The organism is Amycolatopsis sp. cg5 (assembly GCF_041346955.1).
Lineage (GTDB): Bacteria > Actinomycetota > Actinomycetes > Mycobacteriales > Pseudonocardiaceae > Amycolatopsis.
Genome location: NZ_CP166849.1, coordinates 6,791,148 through 6,811,612 on the forward strand (window position 1 = coordinate 6,791,148; position 20,465 = coordinate 6,811,612).

The window sequence follows — 20,465 nt, forward strand, 5'->3', positions numbered from 1 at the left end:
GCCTTCAGGTTCGCTCTCAGCAGGCTCCGAGGTCTAACAGTTTCCTATAGGCCGGTCTAGAGGTGAGCGGCGCGAACGCGATCGTGCCAGGTCAGCGGGCTATAGCCGGCCAGTTCGGCGACCTCTCGGGCTTCCGCGGCGGTGAACAACTCCATCGCGGCGAGCCAGTGTTCGTCGGCCAAAGCGGGCTGGGACACCGATTCCGCGGCCGCCAGGTCACGGAGCGTGCGCGCCTGCCAGAGCGGCAGTCCCAGCTCGGTCCACTTCCCCAGCGCGTCACCGAGCAGCTCGCACGCGCGCGCCAGATCACCGGTGGCGAGCGCCAGCTCTCCCGCGGTCCTGGTCATCAGCGCGACGCCGAACCGGTCGCCGTGCCTGCCGCAGCCCCGCAGGCAGGAGTCGAGCAGCTCGGCGACGCCTTCGGTGATCCCGTCGCGGATACTGGCTTTCGCAAGCGACTGCCGCGCGTACATCGCGCCGAGGTCGTCACCGGCCTCCAGCAGCAGCGCTTCGGCCGCACGGCTCAGCTCGACGGCACGCGCGGGTTCGTCACGCGCCCGGAAGCACAGGCTGAGCCCGCGTCGCGCCAGCGCTTCGCCTCGCTTGTCGCCCAGCTCGCGGTAAAGCTCGACACAGGCGGAGAAGTAGTCGACGGCAGGCTCGAAATCGCCGTGCTCGGAGCAGATCGCGCCGAGGCCGTAGCCCGCGGCCGCGAGCACCTGCGAGTCCCCGATGCGCTCGGCGATCTCGACCGCGTTCGCGAGATCCTTGGCCGCCTGCCCGAAATCGGCGCGGTCCCGGCGGACCGTGCCCATGCCGACGAAGGCGACCGCGAGCGTCGCGTCGTCCTCGACGGTCTCGGCGAGCCGCGCCGCCTGCTCGAAGTTGGCCAGCGCGGCCGTGAAGTCGTCCTTCTCGTAGAACAGCTGCCCGAGCCCGGCGAGCACGACCGCCTCGGCCTGCGCCCGCCCGGACTGCCGCGCCGCGGCCAGCGCGACCTCGTTGATGCGCTGCCAGCCGCCGAACTCGTTGCGCGCGGCGAACGGCGACGACAGCAGCGAGGTGACCAGCGTGGTCGTCACCTCGTCGATGCCGAGATCGTGCGCGCGTTCCAGCGTCCGGACGACGGCTCCGGTCTCGGAGACGAACCATTCGGTGGGGTTGCGCTCGGCGTGCTCGATGAGCCGGGCGTCGACGTCGACGGCGATGTCCAGCCTCGGCCGCAGCCCGAGCGTCACGCGCGGCAGCTTCTTGGCTGCCACCTCGACCAGCGCCATCCAGCTGAGCAAGGTGCGGGTGACGGCGGCCGTGACGGCCTCTTCCGGCTCGGCCTCGGTCGCGTGCTCGGCGCCGAAAAGCTGGACCAGGTCGTGGAAGCGGTACCGCACCCGGCCCAGCGGCCCGACGCCGACGACTTCGAGCAGCCGCAGATCGACGAGCTGCTCGACGATGTCCTCGGCGTCGTCCAAGGAGATCTCGAGCAACGGGGCGGCCAGCCACGAGTCGAAGTCCGGGAGGTCGAGCAAGGTCAGCAAGTGGAACGCGCGGCGCTGGAGTTCGTCGAGTTCGGCGTAGTTGAGCCGCAGGCTCGACCGGATCGCGAGATCACCGACGGCGAGCTCGTCGAGCCGCCTGCGCTCGTTGGACAACCGGCCGGCGAGCGCGCTGAGCGGCCAGTGCGGCCGCGCCTGCAGTTTCGCCGCGGCCGCGCGCAGCGCCAGCGGAATGCCACCGCACAGCCGGACGATGGTCCGCGCGGCCTCGGGATCGGCGTGCGCCCGCTCGGTCCCGATGATCTTGCCGAGCATCTCGACGGCGACCTCGTCACCCAGGAACCCGAGTTCGACGGGCTCGGCGCCCTCCAGCCCGGTCAGCCGCGACCGGCTGGTGACGATCACCAGGCACCGCGGGTCGCCCGGCAGCAGGCTGCGCACCTGGTGTTCGCCGCGCGCGTTGTCGAGCACGATCACGAGCCTGCGTCCCGACACCTTGCGCCGGTACAGCTCGACGCGCTCGTCGAGCGTCTCGGGCAGGTCGGCCGCGGTCACCCCGAGCGCGCCGAGGAACCTGCGCAGCACCTCGCCGGCGCCGAGGTCGCGATCCGATCCGCGGAGATCGGCGAACAGCTGCCCGTCGCGGTAGCTGTCGCACAGCAGGTGCGCGACGTGCACGGCGAGCGCGGACTTCCCCGCGCCGCCGAACCCGGAGACGACCACGACGGGCGTCGCCATCCGGTCGGTGGACGCGAGCGCGGACCGCAGCACGGCCTCGACCTGCTCGGCCCGCCCGGTGAAGTCGGCGATGTCCGGCGGAAGCTGACGAGGCACGACGGCGTGGCGAGGCGGCTTTTCGGGTGTCCGATCCGGACTCTTCGGTCGTTCCAGGTCGCCGGTCAGGATCCGGGTGTGCAGTTCGCGGAGCTTCTCCCCCGGCTCGACGCCGAGCTCGTCCAGCAGCAGCTGCCGCCCCTCGCGGTAGACGCCGAGCGCCTCGGTCTGGCGGCCGCATTCGTACAGCGCGCGCATCAGCAGGCCACGGGCCTCCTCACGCAGCGGATGGTCCGCGACGAGCCGCGACAGCCGCGAAGCGACCTCTTCGGACCGTCGCGTGGCGAGCAGGCAGCGGCCGAGCCCTTCCTCGGCGTCGAGCCGGTTCTCGTCGAGCCCGGCCGCGTGCTGCCTGGCGAACCTGGCGTCCACCCCGCCGAACGCGGGCCCGCGCCACAACCCGAGCGCCCGCTCGTATTCCGTGGCCGCGGCGGCGAAGTCCCGTTCCCGCTCCGCCTGTCTCGCCCCGTCGAGATACCGCTCGAAGAGCTCGATGTCGCTTTCGTCCGGAGTGAGGTTCAGCAGATACCCCGGCGCTCTGGTGGCGAGCAGGCCGTCCCGCCCAGCGGACGCGAAACTCCGCCGCAGCAGCGAAACGTAGTTGTGCACCAACGCGGTCGCCGACTGCGGCGGAGTTTCGTCCCAAATGAGCGTGATGAGCCGCTCGATCGAAACGACCTGACGCGACTGCTGCAGCAACGCGGCCAGTAACGCCTTCGGCTTGGGACCACCGAGGCCGACCGATTTTCCTTCGTCTCTGACTTCCATCGGGCCCAACGCCAGCACGCGCATCTCGCAACCCCCAGGTTGACTTGCACCCCTTTATCGCAGGCCAGCGAATTTTGTCACACCTGGCCGCGATAAATAAGTGTTGCGCCAACCGGAGTAATGCTTGCGTAAGGGGTAAAAACGTCAATACCTGGTCGTGATTTCAGAGTTCGCCCGCGACTCCGGCCAGTTCCTCGCCCACGGTTTCGCGTTCCTCCGCAACGACTTCCGGCTTACCGGTGAGCAGCGAAGCGACGGCGCCCAGCACGCAGACCCCGATCGCGAAAACGAAAGCGACCGTCAAGCCCGCCGAGAACGGTCCCGAAATCAGGTTCGGGAAGAATCCGCGCCCGGTCAGGAAGCTCGCCTGGTCCGGCGGAAGCTGCGTCAGCTGCGGTCCCAGCAACTGCTGAATCGGGTTGTAGCCGAGGAAAGCCGCGAACAGCACGGCCACCGCGGGCAGATGCGCGAGCTGCTCTGCCGAGCCGGACGGCACGCCGTGCGCCATGAGGCCCTGGCTCATCGTCGAAGGCAGGTCGCGCGACAGTCCCGCGATGATGAGACTGAAGAAGAACCCGATCGACAGCACCATCGCCGAGTTCTGGAAGGTCGTCATCATCCCGGCGCCCGAGCCACGGGCGTCGGCGGGCAGCGAGTTCATCACCTCGGCGCGGTTCGGGGAGGAGAACATGCCCATGCCGATCCCGTTCAGCAGCAGGATTCCCGCGAAGGCCCAGTAGTCGAAGTCGACCGGCAGCACGATCAGCAGCGCGAACGTCACCGCCGTGATCGCCAGCCCGCCGGACGAGAGCAGCCGTCCGCCGACACGGTCGGAGAGCATCCCGCTGGCCGGTGCGGAGACGAGGAAGCCGACCGTCATCGGGAGCATGTAGATGCCCGCCCACAACGGCGTCTGCTCGAAGGTGTAGCCGTGCTGCGGCAGCCAGATGCCCTGCAGCCAGATGATCAGGATGAACTGCAGCCCGCCGCGGCCGAGCGAGGCGCAGAGGTTCGCCACGTTGCCCCAGGTGAACGCCTTGATCCGGAACAGTGAGAGGTTGAACAGCGGGTTGTCGACGCGGGTCTCGATCACCACGAACGCCACCAGCACCGCGAAGCCGCCGATCAGGCAGGACAGCACGAACGGGCTGCCCCAGCCGGTCGGCGCGGTGCCGTAGGGCTGGATGCCGTACGTGATGCCGACCAGCACCGCGACCAGGCCGACGGCGAAGGTGATGTTGCCCCACCAGTCCATCCGCGCGTGCTTGCGGATGCCGGTGTCGTGCAGTTTCAGGTACGCCCAGATCGTGCCGACGATCCCGAACGGCACCGAGACCAGGAAGATCAGGTTCCAGTTGATCGGCGCGAGCACCCCGCCGACGACCAGGCCGAGGAACGAGCCCGCGATGGCCGCGACCCCGTTGATGCCCAGCGCGAGGCCACGCTGGTTGGCCGGGAACGCGTCGGTGAGGATCGCCGAGGAGTTGGCCATCAGGAACGCGCCGCCGACACCCTGCACGATGCGCCAGCCGATCAGCCACAACGCGGCCGCGTCGCCGTCGAACCAGGTGATCGCCAGCATCACCGAGGAGACGGTGAACACCGCGAAGCCCATGTTGTACATCCGGGCGCGGCCGTACATGTCGCCGAGCCTGCCGAAGCTGACGACCAGCACGGCGGTCACCACCAGGAAGCCCATGATCATCCACAGCAGGTAGCCGGTGTTGGCGGGCTCGAGCGGGTTGATGCCGATGCCCTTGAAGATGTCCGGCAGCGCGATGAGCACGATCGAGGAGTTGATCGTCGCGATCAGCATGCCCAGCGTGGTGTTCGACAGGGCTATCCACTTGTAGCGGGGACCGAGATCCGTCATGGTTAGCAATGCTAAGCAATATGCTTGCATATGGCAACAAAGCCCGGATTTTCCGGGCGAGAGACCGATCACAGCGTTTTGGAGTCCTTTGTAGACTCTTTAGCTTGACTTGATCCGCTATCGTCGCGTCCCATGAAGCGCTGGGTACTCGCCACCGTCCTCGCACTGTCCGCCACCGCGCTGGCCACCACGCCCGCCACCGCCGCGCCCGCGAAACCGCTGGTCGTGCACTGCGAGTTCACACCGACACCGGAGAACCCGGCCGCCCGCCCGGTGCTGCGGCCGCTGCCGTTCGCACTGACCAGGGGCACGGCCGACGTCACGTTCCGCACCAACTACGGCCCGGTGACCATCGAGCTCAACCGGGCGGGCGCGGCGCCGTGTGCGGTCCACAACATGCTCAGCCTGGTGCTGCAGCGCTTCTACGACCGCACCGAATACTTCCGGCTGACGAACTCCAGCAGGCTCGGCGTGCTGCAGTGCGGCGACCTCTACCGTCAGGAAGAGGGCGGCCCCGGCTACAAGTTCGCCGACGAGGTCAGCGGCAAGGAGACCTACCCGCGCGGCACCATCGCGATGGGCAACCAGGGCCCCGGCACCAACGGCAGCGAGTTCTTCATCGTGCACTCCTTCGCCAACATCCCGGCGAACTACTCGGTGATGGGCAAGGTCGTGCGCGGCATGGAGGTGCTCGACCGCATCGTCGCCGCCGGGATCATCCCGGTCACCGGACCGCAGGACGGCCTCCCCGCCAAGCCGGTGAAGATCGAGCGCGTCACCTTCGGCTGAGCGGGGGTCGTGAGTGGCGCGGCCGGTTCTAACCGGCGAAAACACTCACGAGCTTTTCGTCGCGATCGCATAGAACAGCGCCTTGAGCACCGTGCCCCACGTCATCCCGCCATCGTCGCACCCCGGTGGGGACGGCCCCACCCGTGCGCCGGTGGCTCACCCCATGGAGAGCCGGGGGTTTCCTCTCTAGCGTTCGCAGCGGACATCCGCGAACGAGGGGGAAACGATGGTCGTCGACACCGCACCCGAGACGAAGACCCGGCCGGTCTGGTGGCGACGCCCGTGGATCGCGCCGCTCGCCGTCGTCGTGATCGTCTTCTTCGCGTACGCGCTGCCGCCTTATCTGACGCTGGATCCGGCGAAGGCCCGGCTGCCGGCGCCGCCGGGTTTCCCTGAGCACTACTGGTTCCTGGTCGGGCACATCCTCTTCGGCACCGTCGCGATGGTCGGCTCGCTGCTGCAGATCTGGCCGTGGTTCCGCGGCCGGTATCCGGTCGCGCACCGCCGCATCGGCAGGCTCTATGTCTTCGCCGGTGTGCTTCCCGGCGGGCTGATGGCGTTGGTCGTCGGCTCGGTCAGCCCGGCCGGTCCGGCGACGGCGGTCGCGGACATCGTGGCCGCCTTGCTGTGGCTGACGTTCACCTTCAAGGGCTGGCAAGCCGCGCGGCAACGGCGGTTCGGCGATCATCGGCGCTGGATGATCCGCAGCTTCGCGATGACCTACTCGATCATTCTCAGCCGGGTGATCATGCCGTTCGCCGCGCTCGCGTTCGTGCCGCAGCTCGACAGCGCGTTCGGCGGCAGCCAGCAGGCGCTGATCCAGTCGATCGCCGCGACGTCGGCCTGGTCGAGCGGGCTGCTGAGCCTGCTGCTCAGCCAGTGGTGGCTGGAGCGCCGGCCACGAGGAGCACGCCGAGCGTGACCATGGTGGCGGCGACGAGACCGTCGAGCACCCGCCACGCCGACGCGCGGCCGAAGAACCCGCTCAGCAGCCGCGCGCCGAAGCCGAGCGCGACGAACCAGCACACGCTCGCCAACATCGCTCCGGTGGCGAACACCCAGCGCAGGTCGCCGCGCCCGGCGGCGATCGCGCCGAGCAGGAGCACCGTGTCGAGGTAGACGTGCGGATTGAGCCAGGTCATCGCCAGGCAGCTGAGCACCACGCGGCGCAGTGAGCCGTTGGCCGTTCCGTCCACCTGCATCGCCGACGGCCGCAGCGCGCGGCGTGCGGCCAGAAAGCCGTAGCAGAGCAGGAAACCGCCGCCGACCAAGCCGACGACCATCAGCGCCGACGACGAGGTCCCGACGACCGCGCCGACCCCGGCGACACCCAGCGCGATCAGCACCGCGTCGGACGCCGCGCAGATCGCCACGACGGCGGGTACCCCGTCACGCCGGAGTCCCTGCCGCAGCACGAACGCGTTCTGCGCGCCGATGGCGACGATCAGCGAAAGCCCGGTACCGAACCCTGCGGCCAGCGCGAGCAGAAGTTCTCCCATACGGAGGACACTAAGAACCGGACTGTCAACAGTACAGCTAAACATTCTTACGTATCATTAGCGCTTGTGATGCCGGACTTACCGCTGGACCAGGTGCGCACGCTGCTCGCCGTCGTCGACGAGGGCACCTTCGACGCCGCCGCTGCCGCGTTGCACGTCACCCCGTCCGCGATCAGCCAGCGGGTCAAGGCGCTCGAACAACGCACCGGGCGGGTGCTGCTCATGCGCACGAAACCCGTGCGGCTGACCGAATCCGGCCAGGTGGTCGTCCGGTTCGCGCGCCAGCTGGCCAGGCTGGAACGCGACGCGGGCGCCGAACTCGGCCTCAGCGGCAGCGGCGAGCCGGTCCGCCTGCCGATCGCGGTCAACGCCGACTCGCTCTCGACCTGGTTCCTCTCCGCGCTCGCCCGCGTGCCCGACGAGCTGCGAATCTCGTTCGAGCTGCACCGCGAGGACCAGGACCACACCACCACGCTGCTCAAGGAAGGCGCGGTACTCGCGGCGGTCACCTCGTCACCGGACCCGGTCACCGGCTGTTCGGTGCGCAGGCTCGGCCACGTCCGCTACCTCCCGGTGGCGAGCCCCGGTTTCGCCGCCCGCTATCTGCCCGGCTGGCCGTCGACCCCGCTGCGGCGCCTACTCGCCGAAGCGCCGGTGGTCATCTTCGACCGCCGCGACGACCTGCAGGACCGCTTCACACGCGCGCTCACCCGCGGGACCGCGAGCGCGCGCAGGCATTACGTGCCGGCGTCCGAGCCGTTCGTCGAGGCGATCGCCATGGGCATGGGCTGGGGCATGGTGCCACGCGCCCAGGCCGATCCGTTGCTGCGCAAGGGTTCGCTCGTCGAGCTCGCGCCGGAACGGCCCATCACGATCCCGCTGTTCTGGCAGCAGTGGAAGCTCGACTCCCCCGCGCTGGCCGCCGTCGCCGAAGCGGTCGCTGCGGAGGCCCGCGAGGCGCTCGACTGAACTCTGTGCGCTAGGCGCCGGAGAAGACGTCGTAGGTGCGCTGGTCGAAGAGCACGAAACGCACGGTCGTGATGGCCGGCGTCTTCTCCAGGAAGTCGGCCACGGTGGTCAGCGCGATCGCCGCGGCCGACTCGACGGGCCACCGGTAGATCCCGGTCGAGATGGCCGGGAAGGCGACGCTGCGGGCGCCCAGTTCGGCCGCGACGCGCAGAGCGTTGCGGTGACAGTCGGCGAGCAGCTCCGAACGGTCCTCTGTGGACGACCACACCGGACCGACCGTGTGCACGACCCATTTCGCGGGCAGTTTGCCTGCCGTGGTCGCGACCGCCTGGCCGGTCTTGAGCCCGCGGCCGTAATGGCCTGCCCGCAGGTCGCGGCACGCGGCCAGGATTTCGGGGCCACCTTTGCGATGGATCGCGCCGTCGACCCCGCCACCGCCGAGCAGTGACGAGTTCGCGGCGTTGACCACCACGTCGACGTTCTGCTCGGTGATGTCGCCGATGACGAATTCCATGTCCGGCATTGTTCAGCCGCGGTGCGCCGCTGTCCACGCGATTAGCGCAGCGAGGCGACCTCGAGCACCGCGTTCACGAAGGCCCTCGGGCGCTCCTGCGGCAGGTTGTGGCCGGCGCCGGGCACCTGGTGGTGCACGCGCGGCCCGGCGAAGAACTTCGCGGTCGCGGTGCCGTCGGTCGCCGGGACGCTGCCGTCGGCGATCCCGTCGAGGGTGACGGCGGGCATGACGATCTTCGGCTGCTTGGCCAGCTGCGCCTCGAGCGCGTCGTAGCGCGGGTCGCCCGGCTCGGTGAGCAGGCGGTGACGGTAGACGTGCAGGACGATGTCGACGTAGTCCGGGTTGTCGAAAAGTGCCGCGGCGGCTTCGAAATCGGCGTCGGTGAACCTCCACAGTGGAGAGTTCTTGGTCCAGACGACGCGGGCGAGGTCGCGGGTGTTGGCGGTCAGCCCGGCGCGGCCGCGCTCGGTGAGGAAGTAGAAGTAGTACCAGTGCGCGGCTTCGGTCGCGGCCGGGTCCGGCATCTGCGCGAGGGCGAGGTTCTGCACGAGGTAGTTGTTGACCGAGACCAGTCCGAGGCAGCGCTCCGGCCACAGCGCGGCGGCGACGTTGAGCGCGCGGCCACCCCAGTCGTAGCCGCCGAAGATCGCCTGCTTGACGCCGAGCGCGTCCATGAACGCGATCATGTCCGCACCCAGCGCGGCCTGCTGCCCGGACCGGAAAGTCCCGGCGGAGAGGAATCGCGTGGTGCCGTGGCCGCGTAGATACGGGACCAGCACCCGGAATCCGCGGCGTGCCAGCTCGGGCGCGACCTCGGCGTAGGCCTGCGGGCTGTACGGCCACCCGTGCCCGAGCAGCACGACCTCGCCGTTCGCGGGCCCGACCTCGTGATAGCCCATGTCGAGCACGTCCGTCTTGACCTGCTTGACCGGCCCCAGTCCCCGAGACGGCCTCGCGTCGCCCGGCATCGGCGCCGCCGCGGCCGATGCCGCCATGGCGGGCACACCGGCCACCGAAGCGACCGCACCCGCGCCGACGATCTTGCCGAACATGCGCCTGCTGAGCATTTCCGTCTCCCTTATTCATAACCGTTCTGAACGGTTATGACTCTTGCATGGCAGATCTTCACCTGTCAAGGTGACTTCATGGAAGATTTCCCCGAACTGCGCCAGACGGTTCTGGACTGCACCGATCCCCGGGAACTCGCGGAGTTCTACCGGCAGCTGCTCGGGCTCCACTACCGCCCCGGCGACGAGCCGCCCGCCACGCGCGACTGGCTGGTGCTGCGCAACCCGCACGGCGGCCCGCAACTGGCATTTCAGCAGGTAGACGCGCTTCCGGCGGCGACGTGGCCGGACGGGCCCATCCCCCAGCAACTGCACTTGGACATGACCGTGCCTACGAAGGCGGACCTCGACGCCCAGCACGAGCGCGCGATGGCACTCGGCGCGCTTCTCCTGCGCGATCTCAGCGACGACCCGGACGAACCACTACGGGTGTACGCCGATCCGGCCGGCCACCCTTTCTGCATTTTCGTGGTCTAAGCAAAGGAGTCGTGAGTGTTTAGACCGGTTAGAACCCAATGCCACGTAGCTTAAGTTGATCTTGTTTGTGGTGGTGGGTTTGCGGCGTGGCGGTGTGGGTTGTCTGGGGCGGGCTGGTCTGATCGTCGGTTATGAGTTCAGGTGTGACGGTTAGCCCGGATCAGGTGTCGCTGGGTGTGCTGGTGGCGGCGGTGGATCGGGATGTGATCGACGCCGCGATCGCGGCGTGCGGGGTGGGGGCGAAGCGGTCGGATGGGAAGCTGCCGCCGCGTGTGGTGGCGGTGCTGACGATGGCGATGTGCTTGTTCCCCGACGATGATTATGAGGAGGTCGCGACGAAGGTGACCGGGTCGTTGTCGCGGTTCGGGTGCTGGGATGCGTCCTGGTCGGTGCCGACGGCCAGTGGGATCACTCAGGCTCGTAAACGGTTGGGGCCGGTGGTGATGGAGCAGGTGTTCGAGGGTGTCGCGCAGGCGGTGGCGACCTCGGACACGCGTGGCGCGTGGTTGCGGGGGTGGCGGTTGCTGGCGATCGACGGGTTCGAGGTCGACCTGCCCGACACCGCGGGCAATGTGGAGGAGTTCGGGTATGCCGGATCGGGCAAGCACCGCTCGGCCTTTCCGAAAGCGCGGGTGGTGGCGCTGGCCGAATGCGGCACGCACGCGTTCCTCGCCGCTCGCGTCGGCGCCTATGCGACGGGGGAGCAAACCTTGGCGCAGGAGCTCTATCCGCGTCTGCTTGCTGATGAGCTGCTGACCGCGGACCGGAATTTCTATAGCTGGGACGCGTGGGACAGCGCCTCACGCACGGGTGCGGCGTTGTTGTGGCGGGCACCGGCGAACCTGGCGTTGCCGGTGGTGCGGGTTCTGTCCGACGGGTCTTATCTCACGGTTCTGATCAACCCGAAGGTCCGCGGAGCGGGCCGTCGTCGTCAGATTCTCGACGCTGCGATGGCCGGGGACCAGATCCACCCCGAGGAGGCACACCTGGTCCGGGTCGTGGAATACGACATCCCCGACCGCGTGGGCAACGGCACCGGTGAGCTGATCGTGCTGCTCACGAACATCACCGACTCCGACGACGCGGCCGCCGAGGAACTCGCCGCGGCTTATCACCAGCGCTGGGAGGAGGAAACCGCCAATGACCAGCTCAAAACCCATCTTCGAGGGCCGGGCAAGATCCTGCGATCGAGGCTTCCGGAGCTGGTGCATCAGGAGATCTGGGCGTGGCTGACCGTCCATTACGCCCTGAGTGTCCTGATCGCCCGCGCGGCCGAGGCCGCAGATCTCGACCCCGACCGGATCAGCTACAGCCGTGTCCTGCGTATCGCCCGTCGTTCCGCCACCGGCACGGCGGGTTTTTCCCCCTCCGGACTGGACTGACGCACTACCCACGATCCTGGCCGACATCACCGGCAAACCCCTCCCGCCCCGCCGACACCGAACATGCCCACGCGCGGTCAAACGGTTACGCCACAACGCATACCGCGCCAAGAAACGCACCGAACCAGCCAGCACCCGCCACCCCAGCCCACCCACGATCAGGCTACGCGGACTCACCCGCGCAGCCTGATCAACTCAAGCTACGTGGCATTGGGTTAGAACCGGCCGTACCACTCACGACCCCCACGACGAACCCACCACCACATAGTGGCCGTTGCGTGAGGTGGGACGACGTGACGAAAGGGGCCCATGTCACGCTCAGCGTTACAAGGGTGGCCTTTGTGTGGTTCGGCCGCGCCCATCACCGCCGCGAGGCGGGGGGGCGGGACACGACCCTCACCATGGCCGAGCGCAAGACGCCACCTTTGGCGTTCCGCCCAATAGAACCGTCGGGAACACTCACGACGCCTGGGGTTACTTGCCCGCGGCGAGGGTGTGCGCGACGACGGCGTTGGCGTGCCCGTGCCCCATGCCGTGCTCGGTCTTGAGCCAGGTCACGAGTTCCATGTGCTTGGTCAGCGGCGAGGAGCGGACCAGTTCGAGCCACTCCTCGATCGGGCGGCCGTACTTCTTCTCGATCGACGGGAAATAGCTGGCAGGGCCTTTGACGGACTCGGTCATGACCGCAGTCTGCCATCGGCCACCGCGCCCAAGATCGATTCGCGGGCCAACGCGCGGCGGGCTCGCGCGTCCTGTTGGTTGTAAACATGGTTCGCCAGCAGGAGGAGATTTCATGACCGGCCCGCAGCTGTCCCGTCGTTCGCTGATGCTGGCGGGACTGGGCGCCGTGCTCGCCGGATGCGCGTCGGACCCTGGACAGCAACAACCCGCACCCCAGCAGCCCAAGCCACCGGCGCCGGACGTGGCGGCGGCCGAGAAGGCGCTGGCCGCGTTGGAAGCCGAGTGGAAGGGACGTCTCGGCGTCTACGCGCTCGACACCGGCAGCGGCGCCGCGCTCGGGCACCGCGCCGACGAGCGGTTCCTCATGTGCTCCACGCACAAAGCACTGGTCGCCGCCGCGATACTCAAGCTCCGCACCGAGCGGCCGGGGCTGCTCGACAAGGTGATCCACTACGACAAGTCGCAGCTGCAGAAGCACGCGCCGACCACGTCGCAGCACGCCGCCGACGGGATGACCGTCTCCGCGCTGTGCGAGGCCGCCGTGACCGTCAGCGACAACACCGCGGACAACCTGCTGTTCGCCGAACTCGGTGGCCCGCAGGCCGCGACGGCGTTCGTCCGCACGCTGGGCGACCAGGTCACGCGCATGGACCGGATCGAGCCGGACCTCAACATCGGCGGCGACGAGCGCGACACGTCGACGCCTGCCCAGCTGGCCGCCGATCTCCGCGCGCTGGTGCTCGGCGACGCGCTCGACCCGGCCGGACGCGACCTGCTCACCGGCTGGCTCAAGGCGAACACCACCGGCGGCAAGCAGATCAGGGCGGGCGTGCCGTCCGGCTGGGTCGTCGGCGACAAGACCGGTTCCGGGTTCGAAGGCGAGGTCAACGACATCGCGGTCGTCTGGCCGCCGGGACGCGCGCCGCTGGTGATCACCGTCTTCACCGCGCCCGCCGACCCGAAGTCCACAGCGGGCGCGGAGACCATCGCCAAGGCCGCCACGATCGTCGCGAAAGCGCTCGTCCCAGCCCAGTGAGCCATCCGCCACTAAGGTCGCGGATGGCAACCACGCAGCACGAGTCTGGAGCGCTTCGCATGGCCACGACGCAAGAGCCGGAGCTCAACAGCGGGCTACTCCCCGGCAATGTGCGCGCCGACGACTGGGTGATGTTCCTGCTGTCCGCGATCTCGGTCGGCCTGCTCGGCTTCGTGCTGCTCAGCCCGCCCTCCCGCGACGCGGCGATGTGGATCTTCTACGCCGACAGCGGCATCTGTGCGGTGTTCCTGCTCGAATTCCTGTGGCGCTGGCGCAAACGCCGTTGGTCGAAGCGGTTCCTCTTCCGCAACTGGTACGAGCTGTTCGCGATGATCCCGTTCACCCACCCGACGCTGGTGGCGCACCGGTTCCTCGCCACGCTGCTGCTGCTCATCCGCGTCGGCCGGGCGGCGGACCGGGTGGTCGGCGAGCAGTTCACCTACCGGCTGGTGGACAAGATGTCCGAGCCGATCGTGCGCGCGATCAAGAAGCCGATCACCATCGCCGTGCTCGACGAGGTGGTCAAGGTCCTCGAAACCGGGAACTACCCGGAAAACCTGGCCAAATCGCTCGGCGAGCACAAAACCGAGCTGCAGGCGATCATCGCCGAGAAGGTCACCCAGGACCCGCAGCTCGGCAAGCTCAAGCGCATCCCGTTCCACGGCGAGATCGTGCACTCCGTCGTCGACACCTCGTTCCGCGTCGTGCTCGAGGTGCTGCTCGACCCGCGCATCGACGACTTCTTCTCCTCGGTCGTGCGCGAGAACCGCGAGCAGATCCGGCGCGCGGTCGAACTCGGCCTCAACGAAGAGGACGCCGAGGACAGCGAGCACCAGCTCCGCGCCCGCACCGAACGATTCGCCGCGAACGAGTTCGAGCAGCGGCACCGTTCCTAGTCGGCCGGTCCCCGCAACGTGAGCACCACCCGGAGCACGTGCTCGACGGCAGCCGGGAACAACGCACCACGCAACTCGTCGCGCGTGGCGAGGTTGCGCGAGGCGAACTCGGTCACGAGGTCCTGCCCGGCCCGCCGGAGGAACAACGCGGCGACCTCCTCCATGTCGAGCCCGGGGTTGTCCAGCCGCGTCAACGCGAACCCGACGAGGATCTCTTCGTCCGTCATGCCTGTCTCACGCCGTCCAGCGTAACGCCGCGGCGGGCGGTCACGATGCACTGACAACGGCCTGGGGAGGACCGGAGTATGCACAAGTACGCGCGCGAACCGACGCCACCCGGGTCGAATTCTTTCCCAATTACCCGCGGGCGGAAGCCTTCGTCGCGTTTTCGATCAGCGATACCCGAATCAGCCCTGTGCTTTTGTTCACATCGCCATTCACATTCACGAATGACGCCACCGAAACAGTCCGGCCGCGCATTCCAGGTCACGCACCGTGCTCGCCGGCACCCTCGCGTCGATCAGGCGAACGAAACCCACTTCGGTGGAACGTCCCGCTTGGGCCACGCCGTCGGGTTCGCGTCACCCGTGCCGAATGACCGGCCCGCTCGACTCGCCCGCTTTGCGATCATCACCCCAGCTCATCGCACTGTGAGTCACTCGCAAGACAGGCACGTATTCGGTGAGCACCGAACGGTGACAACGTTGGCGTCAGCGCAACGAAAACTGGCGCATATCACTGAGCGCGCCCGAAAACTACCCGGTGCGACCACCTGACCGGGCGATTGCGGTAATCGTACAAATTCAAGCGGTGACATCGTCACGAGGTGGATACAAGGCGGGATGACCCTCTGTCCATCGCGGCCCAAGGCGGCTACGTTCAGCCGCCAAGTCGGTCGCCCGTTTCAGGCCGGGGCTGAGACTTGGCGGCCGCGGGATGTTAGGAGAAAGTGTGGCAAAGGCACGACACGCGGCCCTTCTTGCAGTACTCACGGTCATTCCACTGGCCACAGCCGGTTGCACTTCCGGCGGCAGCGGATCCTCGGAAGACCCCTCGCTGTTCAACGCGCCGAAGCTGTACGCGGAGGCCGCCGACCCGAAGGGCGACGGGCGCGCCCAGTGCCGGAACGTCTCGGTGGGCTACGTCGGCACCGTCAACGGCGTCAACGCCGCGCTCGGGCAGAACATCATCCGTGGCGCCGAGCTGGCCGTGAAACTCCACAACCAGGCCAACGCCGACTGCCAGATCGAGCTGAAGCAGTTCGAGACCGAGGGCAAGCCGGAGAAGACCGCGGCCGCGGTGAACCAGGCCATCGCCGACTCGTCGGTGCTCGGCGTGGTCGGCACCTCGTTCTCCGGTGAGGCGAAGGTCGCAGGCGGGCTGTTCAACACGGCGAAACTGGTCCAGATCACCCCGTCGGCCACCAATCCCGGCCTGGCCGACAACGGCTGGGAAACCTTCTTCCGCGCGCTCGCCAGCGACGCCGCGCAGGGTCCGGCGGCGGCGAAGCTGATGACCGTGAAACTGGAGTCCCAGCGGGTCTGCGTGGTCAGCGACGACTCGCCGTACGGCACCGACCTGGGCAAGGCCGTGATCGAAGCGCTCGGCGACAAATCGATCTGCACGGCCAAGGTCAAGCAGGGCCAGACGGAATTCGGTTCCGTGGTCAGCAAACTGGAGTCCGAGAAGCCCGACACGGTCTTCTACTCCGGCTACTACCCCGAGGCCGGACCGCTCGCGAACCAGCTCGACGCGGCGGGCGTGCAGGTCAAGTTCGTCGGCCCGGACGGCATCAAGAACGACGAATACCTTCAGGCTGCCGGTAAAGCGGCGGCACGGTCGTTCTTCACGTGCCCGTGCGTGCCCGAGACCAACTTCAAGGACTTCACGACCGCTTATCAAAAGCTGGAAGGCCAGGAGCCCGGCACGTACGCGGTCGAGGCTTACGACGCCATGACGATCCTCATCGCGGGCATCGACAAGGGCATCAAAGACCGTCAGGGGTTGCTGGACTTCGTCAAGACCTACACCGGCCAGGGACTTACCAAGCGCTTCAAGTGGGCTGACAAGGGCGAGCTGATCGAGACTCCCGTCTGGGGCTACAAGGTCGAGAACGGGAAGATCATCAACTACGGCCAGATCAGCTGACGGCGAGGCGCGCGGCGTCCTGTCCTGGCGGGGCGCCGAAGAGGCGCCGGTACTCGCGGTTGAACTGTGACGGGCTGTCGTAGCCGACGAGGTGCCCGACGCCCGCGACGTCGTCGGAGCGGGAGACCAGCAGCGAGCGTGCTTGCTGAAGCCGGATGCGTTTCTGGAACTGCAACGGGCTCATCGCGGTGACCGCGCGGAAGTGCCGGTGGAAGGCGGACGGGCTCATCCCGGCCAGCCTGGCGAGGTCCTCGATCCGCATGGGTTCGGCGTAGTTGTCCCGAATCCAGCGGATCGCCCTGCTCACGTACGTCAGCCCGCTGTCGGCCGTGCCGATCTGGCGGATCATCGCGCCGTGCGGGCCGGTGAGCAGGCGCCACAGGATCTCGCGCTCGATCATCGGGGCGAGCACGCCGGCGTCGTCGGGCCGGTCGAGCAGCCGGAGCAGCCGACGAACAGCGTCGAGCAGCTCGTCGTCCGCGTCGACGGTCCCCATAGCGGGCAGCACGGTCGTCCCGCGGTGCCGGGCGGGCGCCTCCAGCAGCAGCGGCGCGATGACGGCGGGCCGCAGCACCAGTCCCATGCCCAGTGCCGGCGTGCGCGGCGTCGCGCCGAGGAAATGCCCGGTGACGGGCAGGTCGGCGGTGACCACCAGGCACTGCCCGGCCCGGTACTCGAACACCTCGTCGCCGAGCAGCATGCGCTTGCCGCCCTGCGCCATGACGACCAGCAGCGGCTCGGTCAGCGAATAGTCCGGCGCCGACGTCTCCACCTTGGACACCAGCAGCCCGTCGATCGGCGTCAGCTGATCCGGCCGCGCATGGGCTTCGATGATCGCCCGAATCTCGTCCAGCACAGTCCGATAATGGCGAACTCGGGAGGATCGTGCAATCGCCCGCGCGGATCGGTCTACCGCGGCAGGGCCCGCTCGCGCTTCGATATGAGGACCGATCCGACCACGGAGGAGTCACCACATGTCGCTCGACCACTACGTCACCCTCGGCCGCTCCGGACTGCGAGTCAGCCCGTTCGCACTCGGCGCGATGACCTTCGGCGGCGACCCCGGCAGCGCGGGCTGCGGCGTCGAGGAGTCGGAGAAGATTCTCGCGACCTACCTCGACCGCGGCGGAAACTTCGTCGACACCGCGAATTTCTACAGCAACGGCCACTCCGAGAAGATCCTCGGCGACTGGTTCGCCGCCCACCCCGGCCGCCGCGAGCGCGTGGTGCTGGCGTCGAAGTTCTTCGGCAACCTCTTCCCCGGCGATCCCAACGGCGGCGGTGCGGGCCGGTCGTCGATCATCGCCCAGCTCGACGAGACCCTGCGCCGGATGCGCACCGACTACCTCGACCTCTACTGGCTGCACAACTGGGACAAGCACACCCCGATCGAAGAGACTCTCCGCACTCTCGACGACCTGGTAGGAACAGGCAAGATCCGCTACATCGGCTTCTCCAACACGCCCGCCTGGTTCACCGCCCAAGCCCAGACCACCGCGCTCCTCAAAGGCTGGACGCCCCTGATCGCGCTCCAGGTCGAGTACTCACTGCTCGCCCGCACCGTCGAGGGCGAACTCGCCCCGCTCGCACTCGACCAGGACATGGCGCTGGTCCCGTGGAGCCCGCTGAAGAACGGCTTCCTGTCCGGCAAATACCGCCGCGGCACCGAGGTTTCCGACTCCGCCCGCGCCGCGTACGTCGGCGGCCCCACCGAGTCCGAGTTCACGGTCATCGACACCGTCGCCGCCATCGCCGACGAACTGGGAACCACATCGGCGGCCGTTTCACTGGCCTGGCTCCGCGCCCGCCAAGGCACCGTGGTCCCCATCCTCGGCGCCCGGCGCATCGAGCACCTCGAAACCAATCTCGCCGCACTCGACGTCACGCTCGCCCCGGAGCACCTGCGAGCGCTGGACGAGGCGTCGGCCCCGGACCTGAACTACCCCGCGCCGATGCACGGCGCCCAGCGCGCGATGCTGCAGTTCGCCGGCACCACGGTCGACGGCCAGACCTCGACCGTCTATCCGCCATTGTTGCAAAGCGCCACCCGCTACTGAGCGTTCGATTCTGCCGGTGGTTCTGCATGGTACGAAGCGTCCCGGTCGACTGGGATGAGCCGTATGACCGGATCGATCCGACGAGGCGGTCATGGTGCCGGGTCTGCGGCGATCTCGGCACCGTGATGATCCGGAATGCGGGCGCGGCGCGAACTCGGCGTTCATCAGCGCCACACCCGCCACTCGCGGGCCTGCCCGATCCTCGCTCGGTCAGTCAGGCCCGCGGGTGACAGCTATTCATCGCGCATGAACACATCGAGCACGCCCTGCGGGACGTTGTCACCGAACAAGCTCTCGAGCAGGAACTCCTCCTCGATCGGATTCGCGTTGCGGTGGAACATGTCCCGTTCGTAAGCGGCGAGCGCCGCCTCGACATCGTCCGGGTGCGCGGCCAGCGCCTTGCCGAGTTCCGCGCCGTCGAGCATGGCGAGGTTGGCGCCTTCCCCGTTCGGCGCGGCGAGGTGCGCGGCATCGCCGACCAGCGTCACGCCCGGCAGCCGATCCCAGCGGTGCCCGAGCGGCAGCGCGTAGGCCGGGCGCAGGACCGGAGCGGTGTCGCCGTCGGTGATCAGCGCGACGAGTTCCGGCGCCCACCCCTCGAACTCCGCCGCGATCCGCGCGGCGGCACTGGCCGGATCGGCGAAATCGATGTCGTCGAACCACTCCAGTGGCCGGGTGAGCAGCGTGTACCCGTGCAAGGTGTCACCCCGCTCCCGATGCGCGGTGATCACCACGTCCGACGTGGGCCCGTTCGCGACCACCGTCCCGCCACCGACCATCTTCGCCACGGCCGGATGCCGGGTGTCGGCGTCGAACAGGTAGGTCTCGACGCAGCTTTCGCCCTGATACTCGGGCGTGGCATCGCTGAGCAGCGGCCGAATCCGCGACCACGCGCCATCCGCGCCGACCAGCAGACCGGTGACGACGGTGGTGCCGTCGTCGAAGCTCACCTCGTGTCGACCCCCGCCCGGCGCACGGGCACCGGTGACCTTGTGCCCCCACCGCACGGTCCCTTCCGGCAGCGAGTCCAGCAGCACTTGCCGCAACTCCCCGCGCTGCACCTCAGGCCGCCCGCCCGTGCCGTCGTCGACCTTCTCGAACACGAGACCGCCATGCGCGTCGACGATCCGCATGGCCTGACGCCCGGCGAGTACGAGCCCGCGAAACTCGTCGACCAGCTCAGCCGCCTCGATGGCGAGCTGCCCGTTGTAGTCGTGGATGTCGAGCATGCCACCCTGCATGCGCGCCATCGGACCCGCCTCCGCCTCGTAGACGGTGGCCGGGATCCCGTGGACATGCAGGACACGCGCGAGGGTGAGCCCGCCGAGCCCGGCGCCGATGATCGTGACTGGTGTGTGCATGGGAGGCTCCTTCGGCCGTCTCTGGAATTCTGTTCCAGAGCTTGGCGAGGGCCACTGATACCGACCGCACACGACACTGACACGAGCCTGTCAGGCCGTGTCAGCGCTTACGACCAGGCAGGATTCGTCCGCCGAGCGACATCGCGGTCGACTTCGGCGGTGGAAACGTTGACATCGTGATCGTCGAAGTCGGCCACGAGCTTCAGGCGGCCGCCGAGTGCGACGACGTAGCGGCTCAACGTATCCACCTCCAGCTGCCCGATGTCCCCATTCTCGAGCTGGCTGACCCGGGGCTGACTGATCCCCATCCGCTGGGCGACCTCCGCCTGCGAGAGCCGCATGTCCTGGCGGAGCTGCGCCAGCCGGAAACCGAGTACGTACGCCTGAGTCCGCGTGCGCGCATCGGCCTGAGCGGCCTCGACATTCCGGCCGCTCGCCTCGTCGCGGCGAGCCTTCTCCGCCTTGACGTCCTTCCACGAACGAGTCATCGCTTAACCCTTTCCGCGGCGCGCTCGATATCCGCCAAGTGCTGTTCGTATCGCTGATCAGCCCTTCCAGCCACCGGCCTTGTCACCCGCCGCCAGCAGGATCGCCTGCTCTCATGCAGCTCCACAACCCAGT

19 protein-coding genes are annotated in these 20,465 nt (G+C 68.3%); 9 read left to right on the forward strand and 10 right to left on the reverse strand.

Features of this window, described 5'->3' with window-relative positions; genetic code table 11:
- Positions 1–56 precede the first annotated feature (56 nt).
- Both AB5J62_RS30330 and AB5J62_RS30335 read right to left on the reverse strand, forming a co-directional pair.
- Positions 57–3,095 (reverse strand): BTAD domain-containing putative transcriptional regulator, encoded by a 3,039-nt coding sequence (locus tag AB5J62_RS30330; protein ID WP_370943378.1) that lies wholly within the window; start codon positions 3,093–3,095, stop codon positions 57–59.
- Positions 3,096–3,258: 163 nt separating this feature from the next.
- The gene (locus AB5J62_RS30335) at positions 3,259–4,968 is read right to left on the reverse strand and encodes an MFS transporter (protein WP_370943379.1); all 1,710 of its coding nucleotides are present in this window, start codon (positions 4,966–4,968) and stop codon (positions 3,259–3,261) included.
- 132 nt (positions 4,969–5,100) lie between these two features.
- On the opposite strand from AB5J62_RS30335, the gene AB5J62_RS30340 reads away from it, so the two are divergent.
- Positions 5,101–5,757, forward strand: a complete 657-nt coding sequence (locus tag AB5J62_RS30340) for a peptidylprolyl isomerase (protein WP_370943380.1) — start codon at positions 5,101–5,103, stop codon at positions 5,755–5,757.
- Between the two features lie 226 nt (positions 5,758–5,983).
- Positions 5,984–6,679, forward strand: a complete 696-nt coding sequence (locus tag AB5J62_RS30345) for a DUF2306 domain-containing protein (protein WP_370943382.1) — start codon at positions 5,984–5,986, stop codon at positions 6,677–6,679.
- Here the strand turns inward: AB5J62_RS30345 and AB5J62_RS30350 are convergent.
- Complete coding sequence (locus AB5J62_RS30350) at positions 6,630–7,256, reverse strand: LysE/ArgO family amino acid transporter (protein ID WP_370943383.1); 627 nt, start codon at positions 7,254–7,256, stop codon at positions 6,630–6,632. The genes AB5J62_RS30345 and AB5J62_RS30350 overlap by 50 nt on opposite strands.
- A gap of 66 nt (positions 7,257–7,322) precedes the next feature.
- Between AB5J62_RS30350 and AB5J62_RS30355 the strand changes: the two genes are divergently transcribed.
- Positions 7,323–8,225: a LysR family transcriptional regulator ArgP gene (locus AB5J62_RS30355; RefSeq protein WP_370943384.1), complete on the forward strand. Its 903-nt coding sequence runs from the start codon at positions 7,323–7,325 to the stop codon at positions 8,223–8,225.
- A gap of 10 nt (positions 8,226–8,235) precedes the next feature.
- Here the strand turns inward: AB5J62_RS30355 and AB5J62_RS30360 are convergent, their stop codons facing one another.
- Positions 8,236–8,748 carry an O-acetyl-ADP-ribose deacetylase gene (locus AB5J62_RS30360; RefSeq protein WP_370943385.1) on the reverse strand — a complete coding sequence of 171 codons (513 nt, stop codon included), beginning with the start codon at positions 8,746–8,748 and terminating at the stop codon, positions 8,236–8,238.
- Positions 8,749–8,780: 32 nt separating this feature from the next.
- On the reverse strand, positions 8,781–9,806 hold the full coding sequence (locus tag AB5J62_RS30365; RefSeq protein WP_370943386.1) for an alpha/beta fold hydrolase: 1,026 nt from the start codon (positions 9,804–9,806) through the stop codon (positions 8,781–8,783).
- Positions 9,807–9,884: 78 nt separating this feature from the next.
- On the opposite strand from AB5J62_RS30365, the gene AB5J62_RS30370 reads away from it, so the two are divergent.
- Positions 9,885–10,283 carry a VOC family protein gene (locus AB5J62_RS30370; RefSeq protein WP_370943387.1) on the forward strand — a complete coding sequence of 133 codons (399 nt, stop codon included), beginning with the start codon at positions 9,885–9,887 and terminating at the stop codon, positions 10,281–10,283.
- 143 nt (positions 10,284–10,426) lie between these two features.
- Positions 10,427–11,665, forward strand: coding sequence for an IS4 family transposase (locus AB5J62_RS30375; RefSeq protein ID WP_370943388.1), 1,239 nt, complete (start codon positions 10,427–10,429; stop codon positions 11,663–11,665).
- 474 nt (positions 11,666–12,139) lie between these two features.
- On the opposite strand, the gene AB5J62_RS30380 is transcribed toward AB5J62_RS30375, so the two are convergent.
- Complete coding sequence (locus AB5J62_RS30380) at positions 12,140–12,346, reverse strand: DUF4287 domain-containing protein (RefSeq protein ID WP_370943390.1); 207 nt, start codon at positions 12,344–12,346, stop codon at positions 12,140–12,142.
- 112 nt (positions 12,347–12,458) lie between these two features.
- Here AB5J62_RS30380 and bla point away from each other — a divergent pair, with 112 nt between their 5' ends.
- Both bla and AB5J62_RS30390 read left to right on the forward strand, forming a co-directional pair.
- Complete coding sequence (gene bla, locus AB5J62_RS30385; RefSeq protein ID WP_370943391.1) at positions 12,459–13,382, forward strand: class A beta-lactamase; 924 nt, start codon at positions 12,459–12,461, stop codon at positions 13,380–13,382.
- A gap of 59 nt (positions 13,383–13,441) precedes the next feature.
- Positions 13,442–14,278, forward strand: a complete 837-nt coding sequence (locus tag AB5J62_RS30390) for an ion transporter (RefSeq protein WP_370943392.1) — start codon at positions 13,442–13,444, stop codon at positions 14,276–14,278.
- Here AB5J62_RS30390 and AB5J62_RS30395 read toward each other — a convergent pair.
- Complete coding sequence (locus tag AB5J62_RS30395; RefSeq protein ID WP_370943393.1) at positions 14,275–14,505, reverse strand: hypothetical protein; 231 nt, start codon at positions 14,503–14,505, stop codon at positions 14,275–14,277. The genes AB5J62_RS30390 and AB5J62_RS30395 overlap by 4 nt on opposite strands.
- 724 nt (positions 14,506–15,229) lie before the next feature.
- On the opposite strand from AB5J62_RS30395, the gene AB5J62_RS30400 reads away from it, so the two are divergent.
- Positions 15,230–16,426 carry a branched-chain amino acid ABC transporter substrate-binding protein gene (locus AB5J62_RS30400; protein ID WP_370943394.1) on the forward strand — a complete coding sequence of 399 codons (1,197 nt, stop codon included), beginning with the start codon at positions 15,230–15,232 and terminating at the stop codon, positions 16,424–16,426.
- On the opposite strand, the gene AB5J62_RS30405 is transcribed toward AB5J62_RS30400, so the two are convergent.
- Positions 16,419–17,282 (reverse strand): AraC family transcriptional regulator N-terminal domain-containing protein, encoded by an 864-nt coding sequence (locus AB5J62_RS30405; protein ID WP_370943396.1) that lies wholly within the window; start codon positions 17,280–17,282, stop codon positions 16,419–16,421. The two genes, AB5J62_RS30400 and AB5J62_RS30405, sit on opposite strands and share 8 nt — an antisense overlap.
- A 118-nt stretch (positions 17,283–17,400) precedes the next feature.
- Between AB5J62_RS30405 and AB5J62_RS30410 the strand changes: the two genes are divergently transcribed.
- The gene (locus tag AB5J62_RS30410) at positions 17,401–18,483 is read left to right on the forward strand and encodes an aldo/keto reductase (protein ID WP_370943397.1); all 1,083 of its coding nucleotides are present in this window, start codon (positions 17,401–17,403) and stop codon (positions 18,481–18,483) included.
- Between the two features lie 233 nt (positions 18,484–18,716).
- On the opposite strand, the gene AB5J62_RS30415 is transcribed toward AB5J62_RS30410, so the two are convergent.
- Positions 18,717–19,844, reverse strand: a complete 1,128-nt coding sequence (locus tag AB5J62_RS30415) for an FAD-dependent oxidoreductase (protein WP_370943398.1) — start codon at positions 19,842–19,844, stop codon at positions 18,717–18,719.
- A 107-nt stretch (positions 19,845–19,951) separates the two neighbouring features.
- Positions 19,952–20,332 carry an XRE family transcriptional regulator gene (locus AB5J62_RS30420; protein WP_370943399.1) on the reverse strand — a complete coding sequence of 127 codons (381 nt, stop codon included), beginning with the start codon at positions 20,330–20,332 and terminating at the stop codon, positions 19,952–19,954.
- Between the last annotated feature and the right edge of the window lie 133 nt (positions 20,333–20,465).